This window comes from Oceanobacter sp. ABM4_470 (assembly GCF_056158645.1).
Genome location: NZ_JBSWTR010000001.1, coordinates 3,548,084 through 3,571,648 on the forward strand (window position 1 = coordinate 3,548,084; position 23,565 = coordinate 3,571,648).

The window sequence follows — 23,565 nt, forward strand, 5'->3', positions numbered from 1 at the left end:
TAACAGCGGTGATTATGGAACCTACACAGCTCGATCTGGAGTCCAGCCTGTTCTGGGGGCTTTGGCACAACTCCCCCGACAATATGTTCATTCTGAAGGTGCAGCCCGACGACTACTACATCATGAGCACCAATCAGGCGCTGGCCTCCACCGTTGATCAGTCCATCATCGACATGAACGGCAAGCCGTTGCGCAGTATTTTGCCGCCGGAATTCTGGAGCTTCGTCACTCCCAACTACCAGCGCTGCGTCGACGAGCGCAAACCCATCCAGTACGAAGAAGAAGACACATTCACTGCCGATACCATCACCTACTGGAGCACTTTGCTGTCGCCGGTGTTTGGCAGCGACGGCAAGGTGGAATACATTTTTGGTATTTCCCGCAACATCACCGACCTCAAACACGCCGAACAGCGGGCCCAGCAGGCGGCCGAAGAAGCCGAGCGTGCCAACCGGGTAAAAACCGCATTCCTGGCCAACATGAGCCACGAGCTGCGCACGCCGCTGAACGGTATTCGCTCGGCCACTGAATTGATGGCTGAAGCCGACTCCCGCAATGAACAGTCGGAACTGTGTGGGCTGATTTCTTCCGCCACCGATGCCATGACACGCCTGACCAGCGATATTCTGGATTATGCCCGCATCGATTCCGGCCATCTGCGGATGGAATCCCGGCCGTTTTCCCTGCGCGCCTTGTGTAGCGACGTCAGCCAGCTGCTGCACGTCAGTGCTCATAACAAAGGGCTGGTGATGAGCTGTCACCTGGACCCATTAATACCCGACGCTCTGGTTGGTGATGCCGGGCGTATCAAGCAGGTGCTGCTGAATCTGGCAGGCAACGCCATCAAATTTACCGATGTTGGCCATGTGGATATTGCGCTGCGATTGGCACAGCAAGGCGATGGCACCATCCGGGTACAGGGCGAGGTATCGGATACCGGCATCGGCATTCGTCAGCAAGACATTGGCCGGCTGTTTCAGGCTTTCAGCCAGGTTGACGATTCCACCACCCGGCAATATCAGGGCACCGGTTTGGGACTGGTCATCTGCAAGGATTTGCTGGAACGGATGGAGGGCCGGATCGAGGTCGACAGCGAGTTCGGCAAAGGCTCTACCTTCCGCTTTGAGTTTCAGCTCGACGTGGCAGAACAGCAGCCAGACACATCCAGCACCGCGGCCAACCAATTGGCCGAACACAGCGACAGCCTGGCCGGGGTCAAGGTGCTGTTGGTGGAAGACAACATCATTAACCAGACCGTCGCCACCAAGCTGCTGGAAAAAGAGTCGATGGAGGTCACCACCGCCCACCACGGCAAAGCGGCACTGGAGCTGTGCGAACAGCGCACTTTTGATGTTGTATTGATGGACTGGCACATGCCCGTGATGGACGGTCTGGAAGCCACGCGGGCGATTCGCCAGCTGTCGTGGCAGTGGCAAACCATTCCCATCATCGCCTTAACAGCCAATGCGTTGGAATCCGACCAGCTCACTTGTCTGGCAGCGGGCATGAACGCCGTGATCACCAAACCCATGAACCGCGACTCGCTGTTTGCCACCATTCGCAAGCTGCTGGCTGGCCAGGGCTAAGGCTGGTTGTTGGACTCGGCCCGGTTTGGTTGGATCGGATTTGGCTGAACTGGATGTGGTTGGATCGGATTTGTTTGAAGAGAAATAGGCGGAACCGGCTTGGGCAGAATATCGCTCAAATGCAGCTCTATTTCCTGCAAGGTGATGTTGGCGTCGGTCGACATCAACAAGGCGATGGTGCCCGTCACCACCGCTGCGGCCAGCGAAGTGCCATCCAACAAGCGGTAATCATTCTGGTTGGCGGTACTGGCAATGGCCTGACCAATGGCGTGGTAATCGATGCTGGGGCCATGATTGCTGCTGTCCAGCTGCACGTAACTCTCGTTGTAGGCACCCACCACAATGGCGTTGGCCAGCGCCGCTTCAGTGCTGCCTGAACGTATCAAACGCCCCTCATTGCCAGCCGAGAATACAATCGGCAAACCACGCCCTGCCCGACCGTGCAAGGCCAGTTCGTTAATCACCTCGGCCACCGGCTGCATCAGCATGGGTGAAGTCCAGCTGCAATTCACCACATCGGCTCCGGCCAGCGCCGCCAAGTGAAAAGAGAGGATGGTGTCCGAGGTCCAGCTGTCCGGCTGTCGAATGGCAATCAGGGCGGCGTTGGGGGCAATGCCTTCCGGTGCCCGTTGGTCTTGTCGACCAAACAGAATGCCCGCCACCCGGGTGCCGTGGGATTCTTGCAGCGAAGTCGGTATGGCCGACATGCGGCGGTTTTCGGCATCAAATTCAAACCGCAGGGGCACGTGCTGAAGCTGGGAGTGCTGTAAATCGAAGCCGTCGTCGATCACGGCAATGGTGACCCCTTCACCGTGCGTGCGTTGCCACAGAAACGGCAGCGCCCGAATGCGATAAGGGTTACTGCTGTCGCGCTTGGCCAGCTCTTCTTCGTCGACTTCCTGAGGCAATGCATGAAATCGTGTGCCCAGCGGCATGATGTCGGGTTGTACCAGTTGCACACCCGGCAGCTGTTGAAGTTTTGGCAGCCATTCGTGAAGGCTGTCGAACTCATGGAACTCCAGCCGCCAGAATTGCTTGCGGCCTTTGAAAATCGGCTTCAGACTTTTAATGACGGAGTCGTGGGACAGCAGATGCTCGGGATCAAAATCCGTACCCGTGCTGAGCACAGCACGATTGGACACCCGCACCCGCACCCGCTGCTTGCTGCTGCGCACGCGATAAACCCCCGGGCTTTCCTGACGCAACACCAGAGTCTGACCGAAGTTGGTCAGTTCAATGTCCGTCGGGTCTGCCTGAACAGACGGTATACCGGCAACCAGAATCCATGCGATGACATAAGCGAAAACGCTTTTCATCGACACCCCTCACAAAATTAAAAATCTGAATGTAATTTTTTGTAGCGTGAAGTGTAATTATTAACCGCTCAACAACACAACTCCCTAACCGCCCAAGACCCATCACAGGTCTCTTTCCAAGCTATCCAAACGTCGGTTTTCACTTCAAAATAGCGAATCTGTACTGATTCAATATAGCCCCGATATACCGCAGCGCCATCGCACACCAGCCCTGTACGTTTTTTAGACAGACACTATCACCATGCCTGATAACCTTGTAAAAAGCACGGCCGTTAACCGATTGCGGCAGCAAGAAAAAGCCCAGTCCCGACGGCCGTTCATTACCCGTGGCTCACGGCTGCAGCGCTGCGATCACTGCTTGCTGGCGGAAACCTTGTGTATCTGTTCAGAAACGCCAGATACGTGTGGCCAAACCGCCGTGTGCTTGTTGTATTTCAAGGGCGAAGTGTTCAAGCCCAGCAACAGCGGCCGCCTGATTGCTGACGTACTGGCCGACAACCACGCCTACCTTTGGAGCCGCACCGAGCCAGACCCGGCGTTGTTGGCCTTGCTGAGTAATCCGAACTACGCACCGGTGATTGTTTTCCCCAGCCAGTACGCCGAGGCTGAGCGCAGCCTGAGTGACCAGTCAGCCATCGACGGCTTTCAGCAACAGGCACAGCAAGACGGCAAAACCGTGTTATTGGTGTTTTTGGACGGCACCTGGCGTGAGGCCCGCAAGATGTTCCGCAGCCAGTGGCTGAGCCAACTGCCCGTGCTCGGCATTCAGCCACAGCAAAGCAGCGGCTATGCCTTGCGCGAAGCTTTCCATGAACATCAGCTGGGCACCGCTGAAGTGGCGGTCGAGGTGTTACGAGCATTGCATGACAACAGCGCCGCGGATGCCCTGCAGGCGTACTTCCGTTTGTTCCGCCAACGCTATCTGGAAGGCAAGCCGGGGCACGACTGATGGCGTCAGGGACCCTGAATTGGCTTTAATTCACGCTTGCTCTGACTTGGGTTGTACAGAGTGAAGCCTCGGGATGTACAATTCCGACCGATTATTTTCCCAACCGCATTAAAAAAGACAGATTCCCATGGGCAGAGCGTTTCAAAACCGTAAAGAATCCATGGCCAAAACGGCCGCGGCAAAAACCAAGGTCTACTCCAAGTACGGCCGTGAAATCTACGTAACCGCCAAAGCAGGCGGTACCGATCCGTCTGGTAACCTGGCACTGCGCTCCCTGATCGATCGCGCCAAGAAGGACCAGGTTCCTACTCACGTAATCGAAAAAGCCATCGACAAGGCTTCTGGTACCGGCGGTGAAGATTACCAACCAGCGTTGTACGAAGGCATTGCACCGGGCGGCGCCATGGTGCTGATCAGCGCTCTGACCGACAACCCGAACCGTACCTTCGGTGAAATCCGTGGTGTGTTCTCCAAGTGCAAGGCGAAACTGGGCTCCCAGGGTTCTGTTTCCCACATGTTCGATCACCGCGCCATGTTCGTATTTGCTGACGAAAGCGAAGACGAATCCATGGAAGTGCTGCTGGAAGCCGATGTTGACGTAGCCGACATCGAATGCGAAGACGGCATGGTGACGGTACTGGTGCCACCCACTGAATTCTTCAAAACCAAGACTGCACTGACCGAATGGCGTGAAGGCATTGATTTTGAAGTGGAGGAAATCACCTACCTGCCACAGATGCCACATCCGATCAGCGGTGACGATATTGACCAGTTCGAGCGTTTCGCCGGCCTGATCAACGATCTGGAAGACGTGCAGGAAATCTACCACAACGGTGAATTTGAGAGCTGAGTTCGGCTTTGCTTTCGATACAAAAAACGGCGCCTTGAGCGCCGTTTTTTGTGGCTGCCAGGTTATCAGTTCAGGTACTGATTGCTGGCGGCTTGTCTGAGATCAGGTCTGAGATCAGGCCTGTGATCAGGCATCCGTGCGGATGTTCACGCCCTTGTATTGGTCTTCCATGATGGTTTCAAACCGGCGGTTGCCCGGTGTACCCCGGCGGCGGTTACGACGGTTGGGCAAGGCTGCCTGTGGTTGCTCGACAACCGGCGTGGCGGTTTCTGGCTGCGCTCCGGCGGCGGCCATCAAACGCGTGTAGGCGTCCTGGATTTTACTGAAGCCATCCGTGCTCATTTGCGGGTTGTGGTCAGGATGAAACGCCCGTACGAGACGCCGATACGCCTGTCGCACTTGTTCTGCGTTCGCTCCATCTTCCAGGCCCAGCGTGTGATAACAATGTTTGAGATTGGATGCAGTCACAGCAAGAGACCATTCGATTACAACTGATTACAAACACTAACCAGATACCCACGCACAAACAATCGGTAAGACCGAATTGTCAGGTTGTTTTTTAATCAACCTATAAAATTATCACTAAAGCCTACCCGATAGCTGTCGAGACGCTGAAACAGCGCGCGAATTCGTCATTGGATTGTCATGCAGGTGTCAATGACCAGTCACTGAACGGTCATACGATATTTCGCGAAACAGTTGGGGACAGCTATTTAATCCTGCACGGCTCTGCGCGAGTGTTGCCGTTGTTCAGTGCAAGGCGACGAATGCAGCGAAATGACGAACCTGTCCGGTCGAGTCTTTTCAAGTTCGTCAACACAGCACTGGGCGGCGGCAACCCGCGCCCTGCGGGGGCTGCCGGATGATCTCGACTCTGTGTCGCCGACTTTTGACTTGACCCGTCAGGCCTGCAACTCGGCTTCGTGATTCGAAACCACCCGGTAGCCCAGAGTGAGCACCGGATTAAATAGATGTCCCCAGTTAATAAAACACCTGCCAGACAGGTGAAAGACAAAGATTGCGAGGGTATTCGGATGACGCTGGACATGATGAAGAAAACCGCCTTGGCCGTTGCCATGGCGTCTGTATTGGCTGCCTGTGGCTCGGATGGTGATGACGGTGCGCAAGGCGCTACCGGTGCAACAGGCGCAACTGGTGCCGCGGGAGCGACAGGCTCAACCGGAGCAACAGGTGCCGCGGGCGAAAACGGCTTCAGCGGCCAGCTGGTTCAGGTTGGCCGTTACGAGTCCGGTATCTATGATGATGGCGGCGCTGAAATCGTCGCCTTTGACGCCACCACCAACAAGCTGTTTGTAGTGAACTCCGGCGACGCCGTTGTTGATGTGCTGGACCTGAACGATCCAGCCGCACCAACCAAGCTGGCCAGTATCACTGCTGCGGATGCCGGTGTGGCCGACTTCACCGTTGGCGGTGCCAATAGCGTTGCCGTCAGCAATGGCATTCTGGCTGTTGCGGTAGAAGCCGATACCAAGCAAGACAACGGCCGTGCCTACTTCTACAACGCCGACACCCTGGCCTTCATCACTTCTGTGGAAGTGGGTGCCCTGCCGGACATGATCACCTTCAGCCACGATGGTGCCTATGCACTGGTTGCCAACGAAGGTGAGCCAAACGACGACTACAGCGTCGATCCGGAAGGCTCGGTTTCCATCATTGCCATCACCAACGGTGTACCAGCCGCTACGGCCACCACCGCCGATTTCAGCGCTTTTAATGCCAGCGAAGCCGACCTGAAAGCCAACGGCGTTCGCATCTTTGGCCCGGGTGCCACCGTTGCTCAGGATCTGGAACCGGAATACATCACCGTGTCTGCGGACAACAGCACCGCGTTTGTGGCGCTGCAGGAAAACAACGCGCTGGCGATTATCGACATCGCTGCTGGCAGCGTCACCGACGTGGTTGCACTGGGCTACAAGGATCACAGCCTGCAAGGCAATGGTCTGGATGCCAACAAGGAAGACAAGGTCGCCAACATTCAGCCACAGCCGCTGATGGGCATGTACATGCCAGACTCCATCGCGTCCTACAGCTTCAACGGCAACACCTATATTGTGACCGCCAATGAAGGCGACGCCCGAGACTACGACGGCTTCAGCGAAGAGTCCGATCTGGCCGACCTGACCCTCGACACCACGGCTTTCAGCAGCGACCAGATTGCGACCCTGCAGGATTCTGATGCTGGTTTGGGCGGCCTGACCGTTTCCGCGGTTGACGGTGATACCGATGGCGACGGCGATACCGACGTTATCTACAGCTACGGCGGCCGTTCGTTCTCAATCTGGAACGCCGCAGGCGAACTGGTGTTCGATTCCGGTGATCAAATCGAGCAAATCGTTGCCGATACCACGCCGTACTACTTCAATGCCTCCAACACCAACAACAAGATCGACAACCGTTCCGATAACAAGGGCCCTGAGCCTGAAGGTCTGGCCATTGGCGAAGTAAACGGCAGCACCTATGCCTTTGTGGGTCTGGAGCGCCAGGGCGGCATCATGGTGTTCAACATCACCAACCCATTTGCCCCGCAGTTTGTCAGCTACGAGCTGAACCGCGACTTCTCGGTCGACATTGGTGAGATCGAAGACGGCAACCTGACCGCTGCCGCTGCTGGTGATCTGGCGCCGGAAGGTCTGGCCTTTGTGTCTGCCGAAAACAGCCCAAGCGGTAACGCGCTGCTGATTGTGGGTAACGAAGTGTCCGGTACCACCACGGTGTACGAGTTCAAGTAACCGCTGTTTGGGCGTTGCTTGCAACGCCCATAAAAAAAACCGGCTTTTGAGTCATCAAAAGCCGGTTTTTTTGTTTTTCAGACGTGTCAGGCCTCAGCGGCGATTAACGACGACGATCACCACGCAGCATGGCCAACACGGGCTCAACGTCCGGGCGTTTGCCACGCCACACATGAAACGCTTCTGCAGCCTGCCCCACCAACATGCCAAGGCCGTCAATGGTACGTGCCACACCGCGCTCGACCGCCCAGGCGTTAAAGACGGTCAAATCGGCGCTGTACATCATGTCGTAGGTAACGGTATCGGCGTTTACCAGCGCGTCTTTCAACGGTGGCAGTTCGCCGCCCAGACTGGCCGATGTGCCGTTGATGATCAGATCGAATGTGCCTTCCAGCTCATCAAAGCCACAGCCCTTGAGAGTACCCAGGTCGGCAAAGTCATCGGCCAGCGCCTGCGCCTTGCTGACGGTGCGGTTGGCAATCACCAGCTCTGCCGGTTGTTCGGCCAGAATCGGCTGCAACACCCCGCGCACGGCACCACCAGCACCCAGAATCAGAATGCGGCGATTTTTCATCGAGACGCTGTAACGATGCAGGTCGGCAACCAGTCCGGCACCGTCGGTGTTGTCACCCACAATGGTGCCATCGTCCAGCAGCTTGAGGGTATTCACAGCCCCGGCGCGGCTGGCCCGCTCGGTGTGACTGTCGGCAAAGCGGAACGCCTCTTCCTTGAACGGCACCGTGACGTTCATGCCCTTGCCACCGCCGTGCTCAAAGAACATGCGGGCTTCGCGTTCAAAGCCATCAACCGGGAACAGCAGCGCGGTGTAGAGGATGTCTTCGCCAGTTTCAGCGGCAAACGCCATCTGGATTTGCGGCGATTTACTGTGGCCGATCGGATTTCCGACGACAGCGTAACGGTCAGTCATCTTTCTGGTTCCTTAGCTGGGGCCACGGTCACACCGCCGCCCGTCATCATCAAACCCACTCTTTGTGGGGCAAAAAGTCGCTGTACAAGCGCGCTTCCGGTGAACCCGGCTCCGGGTTCCAGTCGTAGTCCCAATGCACCACCGGTGGCATCGACATCAGAATCGACTCGGTACGACCGCCGGTCTGCAAACCAAAAATGGTGCCGCGGTCGAATACCAGATTGAACTCAACGTAGCGGCCGCGACGGTAACACTGGAACTTGCGCTCCCGCTCACCCCAGGTTTCATGCTTACGGCGTGCCAGAATCGGTACATAGGCATCAATAAAGCCGTTGCCCACCGCCTGCATAAAGTCGAAGCTTTTGGCGAAGTTCAGCTCGCCATCCCAGCGGTTCAGATCGTCGAAGAACAGCCCGCCAACACCGCGGCTTTCGTTGCGGTGCTTGAGGTAAAAGTAGTCGTCGCACCACTTTTTGTATTCAGCAAAGACGCCGTCGCCGAAGGGCTCACAGAGGTCCTTGGCGGTTTGGTGCCAATGCACCACATCGTCTTCGTAAGGATAGAATGGGGTCAGATCGAAGCCACCACCAAACCACCAGACTGGCGCTTCGCCTTCTTTTTCGGCCACAAACAAGCGTACGTTGGCGTGGGATGTTGGCACGTACGGGTTTTGCGGGTGGATCACCAGCGACACACCCAGCGCCTGGAAACTGCGACCGGCCAGCTCAGGGCGGTTAGCGGTTGCCGATGCAGGCAACTGAGCGCCTTTCACATGGGAAAAGTTAACCCCGCCTTTTTCAATCACGGCACCGTTGGCCATTACCCGGGTGCGACCACCGCCGGTCAGTTGCAGAGCACCTTCCGACTCGCCCCGCTCCCAGGCGTCTTCCTCGAAGCGGGCCTTGCCGTCTTCGGCTTCAATGGCGGCACAGATGCGGTCCTGCAAATCCAGCAGAAAGGCTTTGACGGCCTGAACATCACATTGGCTGCTGTCAGTCATAGCAAATCCTTGTGGTTTGGCTCAGCGCAAACGAGCGCCGTCCAGTGTACGAATTTCAGAAGGTTGGGCGCGGCCACCCAGATCACCCGGCAGAATGTAATCCAGCTGGCTGCCGAAGTACGAGCGCAGCTTCAGCGGCGTGCGAGCAGGCTCGGCACCGGCCGGGTTAGCCGAAGTCGACACCAGCGGCCCCACTTCCAGACACAAGGCCCTTACCAGCGGGTGGTCAGGAATTCGAACCGCCAGCGACGAGTGGGTTCCGCGCAGCATCGGGCTAACCTCTGGCTTGCACGGCAGCACCCAGGAAACCGGCCCCGGCCAGCTGGCCTGTACCAGTTCAAGGTCGGCATCAGACAGTGGCTCCAGCCAATCTTCCAGCTGCGACAACGACGCTGCCACGACCACTAGCCCTTTGTGCCAGGGGCGCTGTTTCAGATCGAGGATACGCTGGATGGCGTCGTCATCGTCGGGCAGACAACCCAGTCCCCAAACGGCTTCGGTGGGATAACCAATGACACCACCATGGGCCAGCGCAGACGCGGCCTGACGGAGGTGCCAGGAATTGATGAATCTGGCCAAAAGGAAATTTCCTGCTTGGATAACGGCTTTATTTTGGCGTTACTTTAAACCTGAACGGGCAATAAGTCAGCCGCGCGTCCATGCCACACAGCGTTTACGGCAGCCATCGAAAGCCCCTGAAAGAGCGCACGGGTCAACGCAAACGGCGATAGCCGCCCGCCTCCTGCCGCAGCCAACCGTCCAGTTCCAGCTCCAGTAACTCGGCCAGCAGCACCGACACAGCAGCCCCTGTGCGAATGGCCAGCACATCCAGGCTGGTGGTGTTGGCAAAATCCAGTTGCTGCACCAGCGCAGGCACCTGGGCTGCGTCCGACGCTGGGGTTGAATCCACGGCAAGCTCGCTAATGGCCGACGGGCTGGTGAGGTTGAATAGCCCCAGCTCTTCCAGTACATCACCGGCATCCCGCACCAGTGTGGCACCGTCGCGTAATAACTGATGACAGCCCGCTGCCAGAGGGTTGGTGACGGCACCCGGCAAGGCCATCACATCGCGCCCCTGACTGGCGGCCAATCGGGCAGTAATCAGAGAGCCGGATTTCTCCGCCGCTTCGGCCACCACCACAATCTGGCTCAAGCCACTGACGATACGGTTTCTACCGGGAAAGAAGGCTGGTAAAGGCGCCGTGCCCGGCGGCAGCTCGGACAGAATCAGCCCGGATTCAGCGATGCGCTGGTACAAACGACGATGGCGCTTGGGGTACACCACATCAATGCCACAGCCCAGTACCGCCACCGTCGAGCCACCGGCCGCCAGTGCGCCGTCGTGAGCGGCACCGTCAATGCCCAGTGCCAGACCGCTGACCACACAGACACCGGCCTTGGCCAGATCATGGGCACACTGCCAGGTCCATTCGCGGGCATAGGGTGTCGGGTTGCGGCTGCCAACCAAAGCCACCATGGGCTGTTTCAGTACCTGCGGATTGCCGTACCAGTTCATCCACAGAGGCGCATCCGGCAGGCTGGCCAAGGCTTCGGGGTAACTACTGCAATCGCTGCCCATGATGCCCTTGTGGAAGCCGTCGGGCCATTCCAGCAGAGCGTGGAAGTCGCCATGATCCAGCGGTTGCTGCAAGGCTGCCAGGGCGTCTGGGGCAAGCCCCATGGCCTGTAATTCGGCGTCGCTGGCATTGGCCAACGGAGCCAAACCACCCAGCTGTTCGCGGAGGGCATACAACGACTGGCGACCGATTCCCTTAACCCGGGAGAGCTGCCACCAGCGTCCTAGAAGATGCTCTATCGCCGCTACTCGCGCCGACAGGCCTGTTGTCTCGTCCATAAGTCAGTCCGGAGTTGAAGTGTGCCGGAACGGGCCATCCGTGCCCGTTGGGTATTATCCGTTATTACGGATTTTCAAAGCCATCGCCCACCCGCAGTGGGCGGGTGGCTTTCATCACCAGCGCGTAAGACAGTTTGTCGAACGTACGGAATACCATCATGGTGCCGGCACGTTCCGCTGGCAAGCGTACTTTCTCTTTGGCAACACGGTCATATACCACCGCACCGGCCTTGTGGATCACCAGAATATCGCCCGGCTCCAAGTAGTCACGTTCACCGCGGTTGATAACAACCACATCATATTGACCCACCTGGGATACCCCGCCGGATACCGCCATGATCTGGCCGGTGACGTCGTGTTTAGGGCTTTTCGGGAAAAACTGGGTCACCAGCTCACGGTCTTCGGTTGGCAGCAGCAAATCGCCAATGGAAGCTTGCTGGGTGGTGCGGTCCAGTTCCAGCGTGGCAATGTCGTCGTCGCGGGCCCGCACTCGGGCCAGGCCCACATCCACCGCTTCCAGACCCAGCTGTTCGCCGGTTTCCGGATCAACGTACATCTGGCTGCGACGGAACACGCCGTAGGCTTCGGCGTTGTGGGTGTCGAAGTCGCCACGGGCGTAAATCTTGCTGCCAGCGCCCATCAGCAGGTGATCGTCTTCGCCGGCAATGATGCGTGGTGCGTTCTGCAACTCTGCTTCGTCGACCACCCGGTGTTCGGTCAGATAGCCACGAATGGCGCTCATCGGAATCGCCGGAATCGCTGATTCAATGGATTCAATACGAGCGGTGGCGGTCAGTTTCACGGTGCGGCTGGCCTGACCACGGGAGATCACACCCACGCGGGTTTCACCGTTTACCTGAATCAGACCGATCACATCACCCGGAAAAATCAGGTGCGGATTTTCAATTTGGCTATTCTGATACCAGATTTCCGGCCACTGCCAAGGGTCGTTGGTGAACTTGCCAGAGATGTCCCAGAGGGTATCTCCCTTCACTACAACGTACTGACTGGGCGCGTTCGGAAGCAATTGCAATGCCGATGCACTGAGGGAAAACCCAATCAGCCCGATAGCCAGCAAACGCTTGAAGGTTTTGCTCATCCTCTATTCCCTTTATCATCCACAACTGAAATAAACTGAATTCACCGGGTTGGTGGCACAGCGTGCTGACGCATTGGCAATTGATAGCCAGTAGCTGCATGCAAGCCCAAGTGTAACAAGCCATCAGCACCAAGTTCTATAAAAGTACCCTGAGCCATGGCACTACTACCCATACTTGAATTTCCAGACCAGCGTCTGCGTACTGTAGCGAAACCTGTCGAACAAGTAGATGACCGAATTCGCAAGATCATCGACGACATGTTCGAAACCATGTACGACGCCCCGGGCATCGGCCTTGCCGCCACCCAGGTCAACATCCACGAACGCATCATTACCATTGATGTCAGCGAAGACAACAGCGAGCCGCTGGTTTTCATCAACCCCGAGATTACGGTACTTGAGGGTGATGAGGAAACCATGCAGGAAGGCTGTTTGTCGGTGCCGGGCTTCTACGAGGAAGTGACCCGCATCGAACATTGTCTGGTGAAGGCCATCGACAAGGACGGCAAGCCGTTCGAGCTGGAATGCACCGGCCTGCTGGCAGTGTGCATCCAGCATGAGGTGGATCACCTCGAAGGCAAGCTGATGGTGGATTATATCTCGCCGCTGAAGCGCAACCGCATCAAGGACAAGCTGGAAAAGAAACACAAGCGCGAAGCGCGGTCGGGTAAATAACCCGACTTTTACAAGGCACCGTGAATGGCTTTGAACATTATTTTCGCCGGCACCCCGGATTTTGCCGCCGAGCACCTGCAAGCACTGGTCGCCAGTGAGCACAATGTGATTGCTGTCTACAGCCAACCGGATCGCCCGGCTGGCCGTGGCAAGAAGCTGCAACCCAGCCCGGTTAAAAAAGTCGCGCTGGAACACGACTTGCCGGTCTACCAGCCGCTGAACTTCAAGCAGGCTGAAGACGTTGAACAGCTGCAAGCGCTTAACGCCGATATCATGATTGTGGTGGCCTACGGCCTGATTTTGCCGAAGGTGATTCTGGATGCGCCGAAACACGGCTGTCTCAACGTCCACGCGTCTATTTTGCCGCGCTGGCGCGGTGCGGCTCCAATCCAGCGTTGCATCGAAGCCGGTGACAAGATGACCGGCATCACCATCATGCAGATGGACGTTGGCCTCGATACCGGCGACATGCTCAGCAAGGTGACCACCGGCATCAACGCCGACGACACCGGCGGCAGCCTGCACGATCGTCTGGCCGACATGGGCCCAGCGGCGCTGCTGCAAACCCTGAAGCAGGTCGAAGCGGGCGAACTGAAGCCGGAAGTGCAAAACGACGCGCTGGCCAACTACGCCCACAAGCTGACCAAGGAAGAAGCGCTGATTCACTGGGACGACAACGCCGAAGACATCGCCCTGCGAGTGCGCGCCTTCAACCCGTTCCCGATGACCTACACCGTACTGGGCAACGACCGCATCAAGGTATTACAGGCCGAGGTTCTGGCCGATGCCAAAGCCACGGTGCAAACCCCGGGTACGATTCTGGCTATCAGCAAGCAAGGCATCGACGTTGCCTGCAACGACGGTGTGCTGCGTCTGACCAAAATCCAGTTGGCTGGCAAAAAGCCGATGAACGTCGCCGACGTCATCAATGGCCAGCCGACTCTCTTCCAACCTAACTACGTGCTGGCCAGTCAACTTTGAGCGATTCCAACTCCCCTGCTTCCCCACAAGGTCATGGCCAACCCGGCAATGACCCGTGGGCGAAAGCCAAACGCCTGCAATCCCACAATGTGCGGGCGCTGGCCGCCATCGCCCTGCAACGGGTGGTAGAAGGCGCATCGCTCAACACCGTGATGCCAGACATCGAGCGTCAATGCCCCGATGAAGACCGTGGTTTTCTGCGCGACCTGATTCTGGGCAGCTGTCGCTACCATCACAGGCTCAACGCGCTGGCCAAGATGCTGCTGAACAACTCCTTCAATAACGAGCAGGCGATCCTGCACCAGTTGTTGATTGTTGGTCTATACCAGCTGGATGTTCAGCAAAAAGAAGCCCACGCGGCGGTGCACACCACCGTTGAAGCCGTGTCCGAGCTGGGTCACGAGCAGGCCCGCGGGGTGATGAACGCTTGCCTGCGCCGCTATTTGCGCGAACAGGAAGAGCTCACCAAAGCCATCGCCAATAATCCGGTAACCACCACCAGCCACCCGAAATGGCTGGTGAAAATGCTCACCAAGGGCTGGCCCGAGCAGTGGCCTGAGATTCTGACTAACAACAACGAACTGCCGCCCCTGTGCCTGCGCGTCAACGAACGCGAATACAGCCGCGACGAGTATTTGGCCAAACTGTTCGAAGCCAACATTGATGCGCGTTTGGCGCACCACAGCGACAACGGCATTTATCTGGCCGAACGCTGTGACATTACCAAACTGCCGGGCTTTGCCGACGGTGCCTTCAGCGTGCAGGACGAAGCCGCCCAGTTGGCCGCCGAGCTGCTGAACCCGCAAGACGGTGAAAAAGTCCTCGATGCCTGCTGTGCGCCGGGTGGCAAAAGCTGTCATTTGCTGGAGCTGGCCGACATCGACCTGACGGCAGTCGACCTCGAAGCCTCACGCATGACCCGCGTTGAAGAAAACCTCGCACGGCTGAAGCTGAACGCCAAACTGATCAGCGCCGATGTAATCGACAGCGCCAGCTGGTGGGACGGAGAACCGTTCGACGCCATTTTGCTGGATGCGCCGTGCTCGGCCACCGGCGTGATTCGTCGTCACCCGGACATCAAGCTGCTGCGCCGTCGTGAAGACATTGAGCAGCTGGCCGAGGTACAAGCGGCCATTCTGGATGCCTGCTGGGCGATGCTGAAGCCTGGCGGCCGTTTGCTGTACGCCACCTGCTCGGTATTGCCGCAGGAAAACAGCGAGCAAATCGAAGCCTTTTTGAGTCGTCATGCCGATCTGGTAAACAAACCAGCGCTTTTGTCACTGGACAAGCCGTGGGGAAGCGCCTGTAATGCCGGTCGTCAACTTTTCCCGACGCCCGATGGCACCGACGGCTTCTACTACGCCCTGTTGCAGAAGCCCGTTGCTGACACGGACGCCGTACCTCCAGCCCAGTCTCAGGGAGAGGCGGAGCACGTATGAAGATCATTATTCTGGGTGCCGGCCAGGTAGGCGGCACACTGGCCGAGAACCTGGCCGTTGAGCAGAACGACATCACTGTGGTCGACACCGACCAGAGCCGTCTGCGCGAGCTGCAAGACCGCATCGACATCAAAACCGTTTCCGGCCATGGCTCGTTTCCCTACGTGCTGCGCGAAGCCGGTGCCGACGATGCCGACATGCTGGTGGCCGTCACCAACTCTGACGAAACCAATATGGTGGCCTGTCAGGTGGCGTACTCCTTGTTCCGCACCCCGACCAAGATCAGCCGTATTCGCTCCAGCGCGTATCTGAAACAAAAAGACCTGTTCCGGATCGATGCCTTTCCGATCGACGTATTGATCTCGCCTGAGCAGGTAGTAACCACTTACATACGCCGTCTGCTTGAATATCCGGGGGCCTTGCAGGTACTCGACTTCGCTGACGAGCGCGTACAGCTGGTGGCGGTGAAAGCCTATTACGGCGGTCCGCTTGTGGGACAGGCGATCCACCAGCTTAAGAGCCACCTGCCCGATGTTGATACCCGAGTGGCGGCGGTGTTCCGTCGCAACAAGGCGATTGAGCCGACCGGCGACACCGTGATTGAAGCCGATGACGAAGTGTTCTTCGTAGCGGCCAAGGCCCACATCAAAAAGGTGATGTCGGAGCTGCGTCGGGCCGAAGATTCCTACAAGCGCATCTTTATTGCCGGTGGCGGTAACATTGGTTACCGCCTTGCCAAGGCGTTGGAAAAAGACTTCAACATCAAGATTCTGGAACGCCACCCGGAACGGGCTCGCTACCTCAGCGAGAACCTCGACCGTGCGGTGGTGTTGCGCGGCACGGCCACCGACAAGGCCTTGCTGGAAGAAGAAAACATCGAAAACACCGACGTGTTCTGCGCGCTGACCAACGACGACGAGGTCAACATCATGTCGTCGTTGCTGGCCAAGCGTTCCGGTGCCCGCAAGGTGATGACCCTGATCAACAAGGCCGCCTATGTCGACCTGGTGCAAGGTGGCGCGATTGATATCGCTATTTCACCGCAAACCGCCACCATTGGCTCGCTGCTGACCCACGTTCGTCGTGGCGACGTGGTAAACGTGCATTCCCTGCGTCGCGGCGCGGCTGAGGCCATTGAGGCCGTTGCCCACGGCGATGCCATGTCGTCGAAAGTGGTTGGTCGTGCCATCAAGGACATTCAGCTGCCACCGGGCACCACCATTGGTGCCATTGTGCGTGGTGACGAAGTAATCATGGCCACCGGCGACGTAGTCGTCGAATCCGACGACCACGTGATTCTGTTCGTGGTCGACAAACGCCACATCGCCGATGTGGAGAAACTCTTCCAGGTCGGTCTGGGCTTCTTCTGACGGGCTGGGAGGCCACTCATGCATTTATCAGTTATTGCCCGGGTACTGGGTATATTCCTGATGCTGTTCAGCCTGACCATGTTGCCACCCATACTGGTGTCGATGTGGTTCAACGACGGCGCGCTGATGGCCTTCGCCAGCGCCCTGCTGATTACCTTCGGTTTTGGTTTTGTCTGCTGGCTGCCGGTACGTTCGGCCCATCACGACCTGCGTACTCGCGACGGTTTTGTCATCACGGTGCTGTTCTGGATGGTACTGGCGCTGTCGGGGTCGATTCCGTTTATGCTGTCCGAAAGCCCGGGACTGAGCTTTACCGACGCCTTTTTTGAGTCACTGTCGGGCTGGACCACCACCGGTGCCACCATCATGACCGGCCTCGATAGCCTGCCAGAAAGCATTCTCTGGTATCGCCAGCAGCTGCAATGGCTGGGCGGTATGGGGATTATCGTATTGGCGGTGGCGGTATTGCCGATGCTGGGCATTGGCGGCATGCAGCTGTTCCGCGCCGAAACCCCGGGGCCGCTGAAAGATTCCAAGCTGACCCCACGCATCACCGAGACCGCCAAGGCGCTGTGGTACATCTACCTGAGCCTGACGATATCCTGCGCGCTGGCCTACTGGTTTGCCGGCATGAGCGCCTTTGATGCCATCGGCCACAGCTTTGCCACCGTGGCGATTGGCGGCTTCTCGACCCACGATGCCTCCATCGGCTATTTCGACAGCGCCACCATCGAGATGATTGCGGTGGTGTTTATGCTGATTTCATCGCTCAACTTTGCGCTGCATTTCTTCGCCCTGCGCTACCACTCGTTCCTGCATTATTTCCGCGATGCCGAGCTGAAATTCTTCCTCACCGTGATGGGCGGCGGCATTGCCCTGACCATTCCGGCACTGTGGCTGACCGACACCTACGGGCTGGCGGAATCCGTTCGCTACGGCATTTTTGAAACCGTATCGGTGGCCACCACCACCGGCTTTGGTACTGCCGACTTCTCTACCTGGCCCATCTTCCTGCCAGTGCTGCTGTTTATGATGGCCTTTATTGGTGGCTGCGCCAGCTCCACTGGCGGCGGCATGAAGGTGATCCGGGTGCTGCTGATCTTCAAGCAGGGTTCCCGTGAGATCAAACGCCTGATTCACCCCAATGCGGTAATTCCGGTGAAGATTGGTCGTGACCCGGTATCAGAGCGGGTACTGGAAGCCGTCTGGGGGTTCTTCGCCCTCTATGTGATTACCTACATGGTGATGATGATTGCCTTGCTGGCCACCGGTCTGGATCACGTAACGGCGTTCTCCGCAGTGGGTGCCTGCCTCAACAACCTTGGCCCAGGCCTGGGCGAAGTGGCGGCCAACTACGGCAGCATCAGCGACGCCGCCAAGTGGATTTGTGCGCTTACCATGCTGCTGGGACGACTGGAGATTTTCACCTTGCTGGTACTGATCACGCCAGCGTTCTGGCGCGGTTGATTTGCTCCTTGCTCGCGCTAGAGCGAAGCCAATAAAAAAGCAGCCAATCGGCTGCTTTTTTGTGCTTGAAGGCCCGAGCGTTACGGCACACCCGCAGCTTTGTAGGGGTTCTTGCCGCCGTCAGGCTGACGCTTGAAGCGCTTGTAGGTCCACTGATATTGCTCTGGTGCCGCGGCGGCTACCGCCGCCACCGAGCGGTTCATGGCCGCGCAGGCCTCGTCGGCGTTATCGCTGTAAATACCGTCATCCGGCTTCATAAAGTACAGGTCAAAACCATCGGCGTTCGGACGTCGTACGGTGTAGGCAAACAGCGCCTGAGCCTTGGTGCGCTGCAATAATTCAAACGGCATCCGTGGAGTCAGAGTGGAGACGCCCATAAAAGGAACAAACACCCCACTGCGTACTTCCGGCTCCTGATCGGGCAGGAATCCCGCCACACCGCCTTTTTGCAGGGTACGAAACAGCGCTTTGACGCCGGCCGGCGTGGTCGGAACCAGCTTTGCACCGGAGGATTCACGACGATCGCGCATCCACTGATCGAACACCGGGTTCTTGGCCGGTTTGAACATCACCGTCAGTTCCAACAGCGAACTCAGGTAGTAGTTGATCAGCTCCCAGTTGCCCTGGTGCGGTGCCAAAATCAGCAAACCACGCTCATCGGCCATCGCTTCGTCCAGCAGCTCCTTGTTGTGCACCTGCTTGATGTACTTCAACGCTGCCTGCTGCCCCTTGCCCCAGAAACCGCCCATTTCAGCCCCCACAATGCCACTGTGAAGGCACACCTGCTTCAGCCGCTGTTCGCGCTCGGCGTCGGTCAGGTCGGGATAGCACAAGCCAAGGTTTACCCGCGCCACTTCGCGGGCCCGGGTCCGACGCCAGTACATGCCATGGCCAATCAAACGGCCCAGCCCTTGCGCCGCAGCAAGCGGTAGCAAGCCCATGGCCTTGATCAGGCCGATGGTCAGTTTTCCGGAAATCGCTTCCACGTTCATATCTCGGTGTTGGTCCAGCAGGCTCGGAAGTGTACGGCTTCGACAGCGCCTGACAAGTCTGCGTTCACCTATGCTGGCCGGGCGCCTGCATGGGGCTGCGGTTTTTCAGAGCAGCTGGCGTGGCTGGTCTACACTGAATGGCAGTAAACGCAGGGGTTTCCATGACAACAGCAGCTCAACAACTGGGCCAGAAGCAGATTCTGGTCATCGATGACATGGTGGAATCGCGCAGTGCCATCAAGCGCATGCTGGTGCAATTGGGCGGCGAAAAGATCGACACCGCCACCGACGGCGATGATGCTATAGCCAGAATACAGGCCAGGGATTACGATCTGGTGATCTCGGACTACAACCTCGGCAAGGGCAAGGACGGCCAGCAGATTCTGGAAGAGGCCCGTTACACCAAACGCCTGAAAGCCACCTCTATTTTCATTATGGTTACCGGCGAAAACGCCTCGGACATGGTGATGGGGGCGCTGGAATACGAGCCCGATGCCTACCTGACCAAACCCATTACGCCACAGATTCTGGCCCAGCGACTGAAACGCATCATCAACACCAAGAACATCATGCAGGATATGCTGCAAGCCATTGATGGCGACCGCACCATGAAGGCCATTGAGCTGGGCAACAAGCTGATTGAACGCCAGCCGCAATTCATGCCCGCCATCATTCGCCATATCGGCCCGCTGTACATATTGCACAAGGAATACAACAACGCCATCCGGGTGTATTCGATGGTGCTGAACGACCATTACCGCTCATGGGCACGACTGGGACAGGCTATTTGCATGCACCGGCTGGGCGATTCGCTCAGTGCCTTGGCGTTGCTGAAAGAAACCCTCCGCCGCCAACCCCGCTACGTGCAATGCTACGACTGGATGGCACGCATTTACCTCAGCATGGAAGATCGCCAGAAGGCCCAACAGCTGCTGGAGCAAGCGGTCAGTATTTCGCCCAAGGCGGTGTTGCGACAGCGCGAGCTGGGCCAACTGGCGATGCAAAACGAAGACTGGGAAGTAGCCGCCAATGCCTTTGACCAGGCCGTGCGACTGGGGCGTAACTCGTGCCATAAGAACATCGACGCCTACCTGAATCTGGCCGACTGTGCCCACCCGCTGCTGATGGATGATTCCGTCGCTCATCGCCGCCTGGGTCAAAAAGTTCAGCGTGCTTTGGCGGAATTGCAGACGGACTTCAACAACAAAAGCGCGATACAATATGCCGGTCTTCTCGCTGAAGCCCGCATCTGCCATGCCATGAAGCAGCCGGAGAAATCCAATCACGCGCTGAACATGGCCGAGCTGATGTTCAAGGAAATGGAAGCTGCACCGGTTGAGGATGCGCTGTCACTGACGTCCACCATGATCCAGTGTGGCCAGCACGTCAAAGCCAACGACTTGCTGCGCACCATCGACGGCATGCAACTGACCCCGGCCCAGCGCCAGCGCATGGAAGAGCAAATGAGTTTGCTCGACGAAGCCGAGATTCGCCAAAACAGCGACCGCATCAATGCCGAAGGCATTGGCTTTTACGAGCGTGGCGAACTGGAAAGCGCCCGGCAGTCATTTGACATGGCCTGCGCCTACCCCGAAGCCGGCATCAGTGTGATACTGAATGCCATTCAGGTACGCGTCAGCATGATCAAGCAGCCCGGTTGCAGCAGCGAACAACGCCAGCAACTGCTGCGCGAATGCCGCCCGCTGTTCAAGCGCATCGGCATGCTTGGCGAGAACGACGACCGCTACCAGCGGCTCGAAACACTCAAAGCCAACTTCACACGCTTGCTCCAGGAGCCAGCAACATGAAATTTGATTACATGGTCGGGGCTGTTATCCACGACCTGAAAAACCAGCTCAGTACCCTGCTGGCCTGCGAACAGGAGGCCCTCAGCCAGATTCCTGAACGCTATCATCACGTGCTCAAACCGGTGCTGCAAAACACCAACCGCCTGCAAAACGACACCTTGCAGATGATGACCCTGTTCCGTATGGAAAAGGAACGCGACTACCCGCTGGACGACGCCTGGCCCCACGACACCGTGCTGGACGCCATCGCCTCCATCCAGATCCAGTTTCCGAACATCAAGTTCACCAACGACATCAGCGAAGAACTGCAAGGCTTCTACAACGACGACCTGCTGCACATGGCGTTGATCACCCTGATGACCAACAGCGCCCAGGCCGGAGCCACCGCCCTGCGCCTGACCGCCACCATCGACAACGCCTGGCTGATCATCCGGGTGGAAGACAACGGCCACGGCTTCGACCAAAGCGTGCTGAATGGCGACACCATCACCACCAAAGTGGGTGGTAGTGGATTGGGGCTGTATCTGGTTGGCGAGATTGCCCGCCACCATAAATTTGGCGAACAAGTCGGCAAAATCAGCTGCAGCAATCTGCCTAAAGGCGGAGCTGAAGTAAGTATTCACATACCTCACTACTGAGATAAATCAGGCGTCGCAATTATCCCGAGTGCCAAGGGCACCCGGGTTCAAAGCGATGAGTTTGTGGGGATGTAGAAATATGAGCTTATGGCATTGAGGGAGTGTGGTGTTGTGATCCGCTGCATACCGTAATTCGACAATAACAGCACACAACAGACACGCCATCCTCAAACCTCTCTCACACCACTCGTACGTCGGTCACAGATCCGCGTGAGGCCCAAACACCTCGTAGTGAATACGCTGTGGACTCACTCCCAACGCCAACAACTGGCGCTTGATCGCCGCCATAAAACCGACCGGACCACAGAGATAAAAATCACCATCGGCCAGCGGTAACTGTTCCGCCTCCCCTGCCAGCGCCATGGTGCCGCTGCGCAGCTGCTCTGCGACTTCATCCCCTTCCCGATACCAACTGATTTGAGTAAACGGCCGCTGCTCATTCAACTGCACCAACCGCTCACGAAAGCTGTGTTGCTGCTGCCGCTCACAGGCATGCAGCCAGACCACTTCACGCCGGGATTGCTCAGCGTAGAGGGTTTCCAGCATTGCCATCATCGGGGTTACCCCAACACCAGCAGAGACCAGTACCACCGGGTTATCAGCAGGCTGCAGCCAGAAATCTCCCACTGGGGCAAACAGCTCAACCTCGTCACCCACTTGTAGCTGATCATGCAGGTAGTGCGACACCATTCCAGGCTGGTCAGTCCCTTCGCGTTTCACCGAAATGCGGTAGCTATCGACCCCCCAGGCATCTGATAGTGAGTACTGACGAATCTCCTTGTAACCATTTTCATTGGGCTGAACTTCAATACCCAGATACTGGCCGGGCTGATAACGCGCCACCGGGCCACCATCCACCGGCACAAACCGAAAGCTGCAAACCAACTCTGATTCCGGTGTTTTCTCGGCCAGTCGAAAGCGACGACGTCCCCGCCAGCCGCCCTCAGCTGCTTCATTGGACTGATAGATTTGCGCTTCGCGCTCAATAAAGATGCTCGCCAGCACACCGTATGCCGCCGTCCAGGCATCCTCAACCTCTGGGGTGAAGGCTTCTCCCGCCAGTTCGCGCAAGGTTTCGATCAGATGGCCCCCGACAATGGCGTACTGCGACGGTTGAATGTTGAGGCTGGCGTGTTTGTTGGCAATGCGCTCAACCAGAGCAACCAGCTGGCTCGGCTCCTCGATGTATGTGGCATAGGCCGCTATCGAAGAAAACAGCGCCATGGCCTGACGCCCACTGTGCTGGTTCGACATATTGAAAATGTCTTGCAGTTCGGGGTTATGGCGAAACATACGCTGATAAAAGTGCTCGGTAATCGCCGTTCCGGCCGACTGCAGCAGTGGAATGGTACTTTTAACCACATCAATTTGACGTTGGGACAACATGGAAGTAACTCCTTCAGAGAGAAGATCCCGGCCAGCAACATGCCAGCCAGAGACCCCGGGATTCAAAAGCGGGATACCGGCTCAGGCTTGCTGACGCAGCCACTGGTTACGTTTGTTTTCGGCAACAAAACGCATGATGAAGCCGAACTTGATCAGCGTGGCCCACAGCAAGGTACTGATGTGAAACAGCCCTTGCAGCAGCAACGAAAACTGCTCCGCCAGGGTGTAGCTGAACACGACCGATAGCAGTGTCATCAGCAGCCCCAGCAACATCGCCCAGTTGCCCGCAACGAACAGCTGCTGGTACCCAATCAGCTCTGCAGGCAGCGCCTGCGAGGAGGAGGGGTGAAGAGATGAGAAATGAAGAGAAGACCACATAACACGCTCCTGGCTCAGTATCTTCTCTGGCTTTAGCGACTTCCGTGCCAGCCAACAAAATCCAATAAAAACAATAAGTTAGAATCACACCGAGCCAA

The 23,565-nt window shown here is 57.4% G+C and carries 21 protein-coding genes; 11 read left to right on the top strand and 10 right to left on the bottom strand.

All coding sequences use genetic code 11. The features are described 5' to 3' along the window. Positions 1–14: 14 nt before the first annotated feature. Positions 15–1,586: a response regulator gene (locus ACXADJ_RS15670; protein ID WP_475067626.1), complete on the top strand. Its 1,572-nt coding sequence runs from the start codon at positions 15–17 to the stop codon at positions 1,584–1,586. On the opposite strand, the gene ACXADJ_RS15675 is transcribed toward ACXADJ_RS15670, so the two are convergent. Beyond that, complete coding sequence (locus tag ACXADJ_RS15675; RefSeq protein ID WP_475067629.1) at positions 1,583–2,902, bottom strand: S8 family peptidase; 1,320 nt, start codon at positions 2,900–2,902, stop codon at positions 1,583–1,585. The two genes, ACXADJ_RS15670 and ACXADJ_RS15675, sit on opposite strands and share 4 nt — an antisense overlap. Positions 2,903–3,143: 241 nt before the next feature. Between ACXADJ_RS15675 and ACXADJ_RS15680 the strand changes: the two genes are divergently transcribed. Both ACXADJ_RS15680 and ACXADJ_RS15685 read left to right on the top strand, forming a co-directional pair. Further along, complete coding sequence (locus ACXADJ_RS15680) at positions 3,144–3,851, top strand: tRNA-uridine aminocarboxypropyltransferase (RefSeq protein WP_475067630.1); 708 nt, start codon at positions 3,144–3,146, stop codon at positions 3,849–3,851. A gap of 127 nt (positions 3,852–3,978) precedes the next feature. Beyond that, positions 3,979–4,701, top strand: coding sequence for a YebC/PmpR family DNA-binding transcriptional regulator (locus ACXADJ_RS15685; protein ID WP_475067632.1), 723 nt, complete (start codon positions 3,979–3,981; stop codon positions 4,699–4,701). 126 nt (positions 4,702–4,827) lie between these two features. Here ACXADJ_RS15685 and ACXADJ_RS15690 read toward each other — a convergent pair whose 3' ends face one another. Then, positions 4,828–5,169 carry a J domain-containing protein gene (locus ACXADJ_RS15690; protein ID WP_475067636.1) on the bottom strand — a complete coding sequence of 114 codons (342 nt, stop codon included), beginning with the start codon at positions 5,167–5,169 and terminating at the stop codon, positions 4,828–4,830. Between the two features lie 503 nt (positions 5,170–5,672). On the opposite strand from ACXADJ_RS15690, the gene ACXADJ_RS15695 reads away from it, so the two are divergent. Then, positions 5,673–7,451, top strand: a complete 1,779-nt coding sequence (locus tag ACXADJ_RS15695) for a choice-of-anchor I family protein (protein WP_475067638.1) — start codon at positions 5,673–5,675, stop codon at positions 7,449–7,451. A 103-nt stretch (positions 7,452–7,554) separates the two neighbouring features. Here ACXADJ_RS15695 and aroE read toward each other — a convergent pair whose 3' ends face one another. The 5 genes from aroE to ACXADJ_RS15720 all read right to left on the bottom strand — a co-directional run bounded on the left by aroE (position 7,555) and on the right by ACXADJ_RS15720 (position 12,333). Beyond that, entirely contained in the window at positions 7,555–8,379 is an 825-nt protein-coding gene (gene aroE, locus ACXADJ_RS15700; RefSeq protein WP_475067639.1) for a shikimate dehydrogenase, read from the bottom strand. A 49-nt stretch (positions 8,380–8,428) separates the two neighbouring features. Then, complete coding sequence (gene hemF, locus ACXADJ_RS15705) at positions 8,429–9,379, bottom strand: oxygen-dependent coproporphyrinogen oxidase (RefSeq protein ID WP_475067642.1); 951 nt, start codon at positions 9,377–9,379, stop codon at positions 8,429–8,431. Positions 9,380–9,400: 21 nt separating this feature from the next. After that, positions 9,401–9,958 (bottom strand): L-threonylcarbamoyladenylate synthase type 1 TsaC, encoded by a 558-nt coding sequence (tsaC, locus tag ACXADJ_RS15710; RefSeq protein WP_475067646.1) that lies wholly within the window; start codon positions 9,956–9,958, stop codon positions 9,401–9,403. 133 nt (positions 9,959–10,091) lie between these two features. After that, complete coding sequence (dprA, locus tag ACXADJ_RS15715; protein ID WP_475067649.1) at positions 10,092–11,234, bottom strand: DNA-processing protein DprA; 1,143 nt, start codon at positions 11,232–11,234, stop codon at positions 10,092–10,094. A gap of 64 nt (positions 11,235–11,298) precedes the next feature. After that, positions 11,299–12,333 (bottom strand): LysM peptidoglycan-binding domain-containing protein, encoded by a 1,035-nt coding sequence (locus tag ACXADJ_RS15720; protein ID WP_028292126.1) that lies wholly within the window; start codon positions 12,331–12,333, stop codon positions 11,299–11,301. Positions 12,334–12,489: 156 nt separating this feature from the next. Between ACXADJ_RS15720 and def the strand changes: the two genes are divergently transcribed. Genes def through ACXADJ_RS15745 form a run of 5 tightly spaced genes read left to right on the top strand, consistent with a single transcriptional unit; the run spans position 12,490 to position 18,265 of the window. Then, complete coding sequence (def, locus tag ACXADJ_RS15725; protein WP_028292125.1) at positions 12,490–13,008, top strand: peptide deformylase; 519 nt, start codon at positions 12,490–12,492, stop codon at positions 13,006–13,008. Positions 13,009–13,032: 24 nt separating this feature from the next. Next, the gene (gene fmt / locus ACXADJ_RS15730) at positions 13,033–13,989 is read left to right on the top strand and encodes a methionyl-tRNA formyltransferase (protein WP_475067654.1); all 957 of its coding nucleotides are present in this window, start codon (positions 13,033–13,035) and stop codon (positions 13,987–13,989) included. Next, a complete protein-coding gene (gene rsmB, locus ACXADJ_RS15735) occupies positions 13,986–15,428 on the top strand; it encodes a 16S rRNA (cytosine(967)-C(5))-methyltransferase RsmB (protein ID WP_475067657.1) in 1,443 nt (480 codons plus the stop codon). The genes fmt and rsmB overlap by 4 nt, the downstream gene beginning before the upstream one ends. Next, positions 15,425–16,798: a Trk system potassium transporter TrkA gene (gene trkA, locus ACXADJ_RS15740; protein WP_028292123.1), complete on the top strand. Its 1,374-nt coding sequence runs from the start codon at positions 15,425–15,427 to the stop codon at positions 16,796–16,798. The genes rsmB and trkA overlap by 4 nt, the downstream gene beginning before the upstream one ends. An 18-nt stretch (positions 16,799–16,816) precedes the next feature. Next, positions 16,817–18,265: a TrkH family potassium uptake protein gene (locus ACXADJ_RS15745; protein ID WP_475067661.1), complete on the top strand. Its 1,449-nt coding sequence runs from the start codon at positions 16,817–16,819 to the stop codon at positions 18,263–18,265. Between the two features lie 80 nt (positions 18,266–18,345). Here ACXADJ_RS15745 and ACXADJ_RS15750 read toward each other — a convergent pair whose 3' ends face one another. After that, positions 18,346–19,257 (bottom strand): lysophospholipid acyltransferase family protein, encoded by a 912-nt coding sequence (locus ACXADJ_RS15750; protein ID WP_475067664.1) that lies wholly within the window; start codon positions 19,255–19,257, stop codon positions 18,346–18,348. 161 nt (positions 19,258–19,418) lie between these two features. Here ACXADJ_RS15750 and ACXADJ_RS15755 point away from each other — a divergent pair, with 161 nt between their 5' ends. Further along, positions 19,419–21,065 (top strand): response regulator, encoded by a 1,647-nt coding sequence (locus ACXADJ_RS15755; RefSeq protein WP_475067666.1) that lies wholly within the window; start codon positions 19,419–19,421, stop codon positions 21,063–21,065. After that, positions 21,062–21,703, top strand: coding sequence for a sensor histidine kinase (locus ACXADJ_RS15760; RefSeq protein WP_028292120.1), 642 nt, complete (start codon positions 21,062–21,064; stop codon positions 21,701–21,703). The genes ACXADJ_RS15755 and ACXADJ_RS15760 overlap by 4 nt, the downstream gene beginning before the upstream one ends. A gap of 198 nt (positions 21,704–21,901) precedes the next feature. Here ACXADJ_RS15760 and hmpA read toward each other — a convergent pair whose 3' ends face one another. Both hmpA and ACXADJ_RS15770 read right to left on the bottom strand, forming a co-directional pair. After that, a complete protein-coding gene (gene hmpA, locus ACXADJ_RS15765; protein WP_475067669.1) occupies positions 21,902–23,089 on the bottom strand; it encodes an NO-inducible flavohemoprotein in 1,188 nt (395 codons plus the stop codon). 81 nt (positions 23,090–23,170) lie between these two features. Next, complete coding sequence (locus tag ACXADJ_RS15770) at positions 23,171–23,467, bottom strand: hypothetical protein (RefSeq protein WP_475067671.1); 297 nt, start codon at positions 23,465–23,467, stop codon at positions 23,171–23,173. Positions 23,468–23,565: the final 98 nt, after the last annotated feature.